This window comes from Micromonospora sp. (genome assembly GCF_048594385.1).
Classification (GTDB): domain Bacteria; phylum Actinomycetota; class Actinomycetes; order Mycobacteriales; family Micromonosporaceae; genus Micromonospora; species Micromonospora wenchangensis.
Map to the genome: position 1 here is coordinate 1 of NZ_JBMDWU010000267.1, position 6,663 is coordinate 6,663.

General features: G+C 73.1%; 4 protein-coding genes. 2 read left to right on the forward strand and 2 right to left on the reverse strand.

Annotation, left to right across the window (positions count from 1 at the left end; translation table 11 throughout):
- Nucleotides 1-88: 88 nt before the first annotated feature.
- Both ACOJTC_RS14230 and ACOJTC_RS14235 read right to left on the reverse strand, forming a co-directional pair.
- On the reverse strand, nt 89-1,480 hold the full coding sequence (locus tag ACOJTC_RS14230) for a carbohydrate-binding domain-containing protein (RefSeq protein WP_420117224.1): 1,392 nt from the start codon (nt 1,478-1,480) through the stop codon (nt 89-91).
- Between the two features lie 279 nt (nt 1,481-1,759).
- Nucleotides 1,760-2,740, reverse strand: a complete 981-nt coding sequence (locus tag ACOJTC_RS14235; protein WP_420117225.1) for an NAD(P)-dependent alcohol dehydrogenase — start codon at nt 2,738-2,740, stop codon at nt 1,760-1,762.
- A 113-nt stretch (nt 2,741-2,853) separates the two neighbouring features.
- Between ACOJTC_RS14235 and ACOJTC_RS14240 the strand changes: the two genes are divergently transcribed.
- Both ACOJTC_RS14240 and rph read left to right on the forward strand, forming a co-directional pair.
- Nucleotides 2,854-3,561: a TetR/AcrR family transcriptional regulator gene (locus ACOJTC_RS14240; protein ID WP_420117226.1), complete on the forward strand. Its 708-nt coding sequence runs from the start codon at nt 2,854-2,856 to the stop codon at nt 3,559-3,561.
- Nucleotides 3,562-3,922: 361 nt separating this feature from the next.
- Nucleotides 3,923-6,565 (forward strand): rifamycin-inactivating phosphotransferase, encoded by a 2,643-nt coding sequence (gene rph / locus ACOJTC_RS14245; RefSeq protein ID WP_420117227.1) that lies wholly within the window; start codon nt 3,923-3,925, stop codon nt 6,563-6,565.
- Nucleotides 6,566-6,663: the final 98 nt, after the last annotated feature.

A 6,663-nucleotide genomic window follows, 5' to 3' on the forward strand; every position in this document is an offset into this window, starting at 1 on the left:
GGGGGGGGCATGCTTTTTGGGATTTGTGCCCCGGGGGGGCGGGGGGGGGGGTGCGGCCCGGGCGGCCCCCTCCCCCCAGGGCCCGGGCTCAGAACCGCCCGTACCGGCCGGCGGTGACGCCGGTCAGCACCCGGGTGGCCCCGGTGATGCTGCCGCCGGTGTAGAGACCGCCGACGTTGGTGCCGGTCACGCTGCCGCCGGTGTAGATGTCGTACCGCTGGCCGTTGGTGATCCGGTTGGACGAGAAGACGACCTCCCGCACGGTGGCCGAGGTCCGGTACGAGCCCAGCACCGTGCTGCCGGACACCACGTGCACGATGGTGTTGGCGGCCAGGTTGGCGTTGAACCGGGGGGCCACCCAGCCCTGGCCGGTGTTCGGCACCGCCTGGAAGACGGCCAGCGAGGTCAGCGCCGCGCCCACCACGGTGCCGCCGGTGAAGGCGATGGGACCGTCGGCATCGATCGCGCCCTCGCCGCCGCCCCGGGTGCTGGAGCCCCGGGCCACCACGGTGCCACCGGCGAAGGTGAGCGACCCGTTGGAGTCGAAGCCGTCCGTGCCGCCGGTGGCCACCACCGTGCCGCCGGTGACCTTGATGAACGCGATCGCGGACGGCTCCATGTGACCGAGGCCCTCCTCGGCGGCGTTGACCGCGTCGTCGCTGGCCACGACGGTGATGGTGCCGCCGCTGATGGTGGTCCGTAGACCTTCCAGCGCCTCGTACGACCGGGTGACGTTGATCGTGCCGCCGGAGATGTTCAGGACGTTCTCACCCTTGATGGCGTCGTCGGCGACCGAGGCCGTGATGGTGCCGTTGGTGATGGTGAGCACGCCCTTGCCGGCCTCGGTGTCGTTGGACTTGAGCCCGTCGCCGCCGGACGAGGTCACGGCGATCGTGCCGCCGTTGACGGTGAGCGAGTCCTTGCCCCGGATCGCGTCGTCCACCGCGTTGACGGTGATGGTGCCGGACTGGATGACCAGGTCGTCCTTGCTGACGATGCCGTCGGCGTGGTTGGCGCGCACGGTCAGCGCGCCGGTGCCGCCGATGGTCAGGTCGGCGGCGCTGAACAGGGCGGCGTCCGGCTCGCCGGTGTTGGTGTACGTCGCCGCGTCGGTGAGGTTGTTGCTGGTGCCGGCGGCCAGCGTGAGGGTGACCGCGCTGGCGTTCGTCACGTACAGCGGCGAGGAGGTGGCGTTGGTGATCGAGGCCCCGGCGAGGACGAGTTCCACGGTGCCGGTGACGGCGGTGTCGACCGCGATGTGGCCGTTGTTCAGCGTGCCCCTGATCTCGTAGGAGCCGGGCGCGGTGATGGTGACGGCGCTGCCGGCGACGGTGACGTTGCTGCCGGTGACGCTCGCGCTGGAGCCGTTGAGGGTGATCGTGGCGGTCGCGGCGGCGACGGCGGCGACGGCGAGCGGGCCGGCCAGCAGGGTGGCGGTGAGGCCGGCCAGGACGGCGGTACGGCGGGCGGTGGCTGTCATGGGGGTCCTGTTCCTCGGTGCGGGCGGAGGGGGTGCGCTGGGCCCGGGCGCGGTGCGACGCCCCGACGGCCGCCCGTCGGCAAGGTGAACGGCGGATGAACGAGGCTTGGCATCGACGATGGTAAATGAGATTCAGCGCTCACCGACAGTGCTGGAGCAGGAAATCGAAGCGCTTTCACCATTGCCAGCTGATTGACAGGTGACCCTGACGAAACTCTGAGCCGAACGCACTTGACCGGGGAATCGGGGACCCGACCGCATCGGTTGCGACGTCGAGGCTCAGATGGTGACGACCGTCTTCGCCCGGGCGTGCCCGCCTTCGAGACGGGCGATGGCGCGGGGCACCTCGGACAACGGGCAGGTCCGGTCGATGACCGGGGTGAGCCGGCCGGCCTCGGCGTACGCGCGGAGCGCGTCGAGGTGCTCCCGGCCGGGGGTCGCCGTCAGGACGACGATGCGCTGCCGCACGAAGGGGGCCAGCAGCCGCCCCCGGGCGAGGAGCCGGACCGGTCCGAGCAGGCTGCCGCCCCGGTACACCCCGCCGCCGGAGAGCACCAGCGTCCCGGTCGGGGTCAGGGCCCGCCGCAGCGCGCTGAGGGAACGGTTGCCGACCAGGTCGAACACCACGTCGTGCCGGCCGCCCCGGGTGAAGTCCGCGCGGGTGTGGTCGACGACGTGGTCGCAGTCGAGGGAGCGGACCAGTTCGACGTTGCGGGTGCTGCACACGCCGGTCACCGTGGCCCCGAGCGCCCGGGCGAGCTGGACGGCCAGGGTGCCGACGCCGCCGGAGGCGCCGTTGACCAGCACCCGCTGGCCGGGCCCGACCCGGGCCGCGTCCCGCAGCCCCTGCAACGCGGTGACCCCGGCCAGCGGCAGGGCCGCCGCCTGCGGCGCGGTCAGGTTCGCCGGCCTCGACGCGACCAGGGTGGCGGGCGCGCACACGTACTCGGCGAACGCGCCGTTGGCGTCCCCGAGGTCGCCGAAGACGGCGTCGCCCGGACGCCGGTCCCGCACGTCGACGCCGACGGCCTCGACCCGGCCGGCGAAGTCACGCCCCCGGATCCGGGCCCGGGGCCGCGTCGGGCCCAGGGCCAGCCGCGCCATCCGGGGATCGCCCCGCATCACGTGCCAGTCGTACGCGTTGAGCGCGGCGGCCTCGACCCGGACGAGCACCTCGTCGGCGGCGGGCACCGGCACGTCGACGTCGGCGAGGGTCAACGTCTCCGGCGGGCCGTACCGGTCCTGCACGATCGCCTTCACGGTTCCTCCTCAGGAGTGTACGGCGTACACCGCCGTGTCCCCACGGTAGGTGTACGCCGTACACCTGTCAATGCGGTTATGGTTTCCCTCGCCGACCGAGGACGGGAACCGAGATGGCCGAGCAGGCTGAGACGCTGCGCCGGACGCCGCTGAGCAGGGACCGCATCCTGCGCGCCGCCGTCACGCTCGCCGACGGGGCCGGCATCGAGTCGCTCAGCATGCGCAACCTCGCCCAGGAACTGGGCGTCGTGCCGATGGCCCTCTACAAGCACGTGGCCAACAAGGACGAACTGCTCGACGGCATGATCGACGTGGTGGTCGGCGAGATCGAGCCGCTCACACCGGGCGTCGGCTGGCAACCCGCGATCCGTCGCCGGGTCCTCTCGGCCCGGCAGGTGCTGCGCCGGCACCCCTGGGCGTCGCTGGCCATCGAGTCGCGGAGCACCGCGACGCCGGCCGTCCTCGGCTACCTCGACTCGATGATCGGTGCGTTGCGGGCCGGCGGACTCTCCGCCGACCTCACCCACCACGTCATGCACGCCCTGGGCAGCCGCATCCTGGGCTTCAGTCAGGAGCTGTTCGACGCGTCCCGGCAGGCCGGCCGGACCGGACCGACCGCCCCGACACCCCCCGCGCCCCTGCCGCCGGAGGTCGCGGCCCGGTTCCCGCACGTCGCGGAGATCGCCACCGCCGCCGCGCACGACACCGGCACCGTCGTCGGGGCGGGCTGCGACGACCAGTTCGAGTTCGAGTTCGCGCTGGACCTGCTGCTGGACGGCATCGAACGGCTGCGCGCGCAGGGCTGGACGTCGACGCACTGATCCGCTGAGGTCGGCGCTCGCCGGTCACCGGCGTGTCGAGCCGCAGCGCGCCCCGGTCCCGATATCGACAGGCGACCAGGTGAAAACGTTTTCGCCGGGCGCGTTCACCATTCTCTCGCGCCCACCATTTCCTGCTCTCCCAACATATAGCGCACGGGGGGACTTGCCGCAAGACCCGGGTCACCCCGCAGAATCGTCAGCCGTGGTCGCCACCAGCGGAAATGCATCACGACGGTGCGCCGGCGACCTCATCACCAGCGGAAGGCGAAATGATGTCCACGTACCCGACGACATATTCGGAGCCGCTGAACCACCCGGCCGCCGTCCCGCGGCCGGGCCCGACCGTCCCGGGGTCCTCCCGGTGAGCGGGCGGTACGTACGGGGGCTGCGTGAGGTCGACCCGACGCAGCGGGAACTGGTCGGCGGCAAGGGCGCCCACCTCGGTGGGCTGACCCGGCTCGACGGGGTCCGGGTGCCGGCGGGCTTCTGCGTGACGACGGACGCCTTCCGGCGGGTCACCGCGCTGGCACCGGGACTCGACGGGCAACTCGATCGACTGGCCCGGCTGGCACCCACAGACCGGGCGGCGATCGGCGTCCTCAGCGCGCAGCTCCGCCGGACCATCGAGGGCGTCACCGTGCCCGACGACGTCGCGACGGAGGTCACCCGTGCCCTCGAAACGCTCGGCGAGCACGGCGGGTACGCCGTGCGGTCCAGCGCGACGGCGGAGGACCTGCCGACCGCCTCCTTCGCGGGACAGCAGGACAGCTACCTCAACGTGGTCGGCCCGGCCGCGGTCCTGCGGCAGATCAGCCGGTGCTGGGGTTCCCTGTTCACCGCACGGGCCGTCACCTACCGCCAGCGCAACGGCATCGACCACCGCCGGGTCGCGATGGCGGTGGTCGTCCAGCGGATGGTCCCCGCCGGGGCGGCGGGCGTCCTGTTCACCGCCGATCCCGTCACCGGCAACCGGCGGGTCTCCTTCGTGGAGGCCGGGTTCGGCCTCGGTGAGGCCCTGATCTCCGGGCTGGTCGACGCGGACGTCTTCCGGGTCCGCGACGACCGCGTCGTCGCCCGGACGATCGCCGCCAAACGCCACGCCCTGCGCACCACGACGACCGGCGGGACGCGGGTGGTGGCGATCGACCCGCAGCGGCAGGACCAGCCGGCGCTGACCGACCCGCAGGTCGTCCGGCTGGCGCGGCTGGGTCGGCGGATCGAGGCGCACTTCGGCCAGCCGCAGGACGTGGAGTGGTGCCTGGTCGACGACGACTTCCAGATCGTCCAGACCCGACCGGTCACCACGCTGTTCCCCGTCCCGGTGGCCGACGACACCGACAACCACGTCTACGTCTCCGTGGGCCACCAGCAGATGATGACCGACCCGATGAAGCCCCTCGGGTACTCGATGTACCAGCTGATCGCCGCCCGGCCCATGTACGAGGCCGCTGGCCGGTTGTTCGCCGACGTGACGCCCGAGCTGGCGTCGCCGACCCGCCGCGCCGGCCTGCTGGCGGCCCTGGGCAGATCCGACCCGCTGATCGGGGACGCATTGCGGACCGTCGTGGAGCGCGGTGACTTCGTCCGCGAGGTGCCGGACGAGAAGCCCGCCGGGCCGCCACCCGGGCCGGCGGCACCGCCCGTCGAGACCGACCCCGAGCTGGTCACCGAGCTGATCACCCGGATCGACGACGCCAACGCCGCCCTGCGCCGCGAGATCCGGACGAAGTCCGGGCCGGCGCTGCTCGATGTCATCCGGACCGACTTCCCCCGGCTGACCCGGATGATGATCGACCCGAGGAGCATCCCGGTCATCATGGCCGGGATGGAGGCGGTCTGGTGGCTCAACGAGCACCTGCACGAGTGGCTCGGTGAGCGCAACGCCGCCGACCTGCTCACCCAGTCCGTCCCGCACAACGTCACCTCGGAGATGGGGCTGGCCCTGCTGGACGTCGCGGATGCGATCCGGCCGTACCCGGAGGTCGTGGCCTTCCTGAGCCGGGTGGCGGACGACGGCGGGCCCGACCGGGAGCACGACGGCCCCGGTGGGCCGGACGACCTGCTGGCCGGGCTGGACCAGCTCGCCGGTGGCCGGGAGGCCCGGGTGGCCATCGTGTCCTGGCTCGACCGGTACGGCATGCGGGGAGTCGGCGAGATCGACATCACCCGGCCCCGCTGGCGGGAACGTCCCGCCATGCTGGTGCCGCTGATCCTGGGCAACATCAGGAACTTCGCACCGGGGGCCGGCGGGCGGCACTTCGAGCAGGGCCTGCGGACGGCGCGGGACAAGGAGCGGGAGGTGCTGGAGCGGCTGCGGGCCCTGCCCGACGGCGGCGCGGACAAGGCCGACCGGACCAAACGGATGATCGACCGGGCCCGGACGTTCGTCGGCTACCGGGAGTACCCGAAGTACGGCATGGTCACCCGCACCTTCGCGTACAAGCAGGCGCTGCTGGCCGAGGCCGACCGCCTGGTGGCCGACGGTGTGCTGCGGGACCGGGAGGACATCTGGTACCTGACGTTCCCCGAACTCGACGAGGTCGTCCGCACCCGCCGGGTCGACGACGGGCTCATCCGCCGACGGATGGCGGACCACCGGTCGTACCGGGCGCTCACCCCGCCCCGGGTGCTCACCTCGGAGGGCGAGATCGTCGCCGGGACGTACCGGCGGGACGACGTGCCGGTCGGGGCGCTGGTCGGCCTGGCGGTCTCCGCCGGGACCGTCGAGGGTCGGGCGCGCGTCGTACGGGACGTGGCACGGGCCGATCTCGAACCGGGGGACATCCTCGTCACGCCGTACACCGATCCCAGCTGGACGCCGCTGTTCGTCACCGTCGCCGGGCTGGTGACCGAGGTCGGTGGCCTGATGACCCACGGCGCGGTGATCGCCCGGGAGTACGGCCTGCCGGCCGTCGTCGGGGTGGTGGACGCCACCCGGCTGATCCCGGACGGGCAGCGGATCCGCGTGCACGGCACCGACGGGTACGTCGAACTTCTCCCGTGAGCGGCCGCGGGGGGGGGGGGGGGGGGGCGGGGGGGGGGGGCCCCCCCCCCCCCGGGGGGGGGGGGGGGGGGGGCGCCCCCCCCCCCCCCCCCCCCCCC

Coding starts and splice junctions, on each gene's coding strand:
- ACOJTC_RS14230 (WP_420117224.1), bottom strand. CDS start 1,480: ATGACAGCCACCGCCCGCCGTACCGCCGTCCTGGCCGGCCTCACCGCC.
- ACOJTC_RS14240 (WP_420117226.1), top strand. CDS start 2,854: ATGGCCGAGCAGGCTGAGACGCTGCGCCGGACGCCGCTGAGCAGGGAC.